Genomic DNA, 1,275 nt, shown 5'->3' with positions numbered 1-1,275 from the left:
CCGGCACCGCGCGCACCTGCGCGGCGCTGGCGACGGCGACGCGTTCGCTCGCGGCCGCGTTCAACACCGCCTGCGCCAGCGGATGCTCGCTGCCCGATTGCAGCGCGGCGGCGCGCGCCAGCAGGCCGGCGCGGTCGCCGTCGCCGGCGATCCACTGCGCCAGCACCGGCCTGCCCTCGGTCAGGGTGCCGGTCTTGTCGAAGGCGACGATGCCGATGCGGTGCGCCTTCTCCAGCGCTTCGGCGTCCTTGATCAGGATGCCGTGGCGCGCGGCCACGCCGGTGCCGGCCATGATCGCGGTCGGCGTGGCCAGGCCCAGCGCGCACGGGCAGGCGATCACCAGCACCGCCACCGCGTGCAGCAGCGCCTGGCTCCAGTCGCCGCTGTACAGGCCCCAGCCGAGCAAGGTCAGCACGGCCAGCGCGATCACCACCGGCACGAACACCGCGCTGACCCGGTCGACCAGGCGCTGGATCGGCGCCTTCTTGGCCTGCGCGTCCTCGACCAGGCGGATGATCCGCGCCAGCGCGCTTTCCGCGCCCACGGCCAGGGTTTCGACCACGATCCGGCCTTCGCCGTTGACCGCGCCGCCGGTGACCTTGTCGCCTTCGCCGCGCGCCACCGGCAGCGATTCGCCGGTGATCAGCGATTCGTCGGCGTGGGTGCGGCCGTCGCGGATGCGGCCGTCGGCGGGAATGCGCTCGCCCGGCAGCACGACCATCAGATCGCCCACGCGCAGCTCGCCGATGGCGATCTCGCGCTCCGCGCCGTCGCGCAGCACCCGCGCGCGCGAGGGCCGCAGCGCCTGCAGCGCACGGATCGCCGCGGTGGTCTGGCGCTTGGCCCGCGCTTCCAGCCACTTGCCGAGCAGGATCAGGGTGACGATCGCGGCCGAGGTCTCGAAGTACAGCGCCATCGTCTCGCCGCGCAGCAGGTGGTAGAGGCTCAAGCCATAGCCGGCGCTGGTGCCGAGCGCGACCAGCAGGTCCATGTTGCCGCTGCCGGCGCGCAGCGCGGCCCAGCCGGCGCGGTAGAAGCGCGCGCCGAGCCAGAACTGCACCGGCGTGGCCAGGGCGAATTGGACCCAGCCGGGCAGCATCCAGTGCTGGCCGAACAGCAGACCGATCATCGGCGCGACCAGGGGCAAGGTCAGCGCCGCGGCGATCAGCAGGTGGCGGGTCTGGCGCGACAGTGCGGCCTGGGCCTGGGCTTCGCGCGCATCGACGTGGCCGGCGTGGGCGGCGTCGCCAGCGGCGTGGGCGGCGCCGCCGGCGT

General features: G+C 74.4%; 1 protein-coding gene. It reads right to left on the bottom strand.

Annotation, left to right across the window (positions count from 1 at the left end; all coding sequences use genetic code 11):
• Positions 1-1,275: heavy metal translocating P-type ATPase (locus A7A76_RS24780; protein ID WP_206413821.1), on the bottom strand; the 1,275-nt coding region annotated here is incomplete at both ends.

The sequence above is a fragment of the Lysobacter enzymogenes genome, from assembly GCF_017168095.1.
GTDB classification, from domain to species: domain Bacteria; phylum Pseudomonadota; class Gammaproteobacteria; order Xanthomonadales; family Xanthomonadaceae; genus Lysobacter; species Lysobacter enzymogenes_D.
The sequence above is the reverse complement of the archived record's forward strand: the minus strand, read 5'-3'. Positions and strand labels throughout refer to the sequence as shown.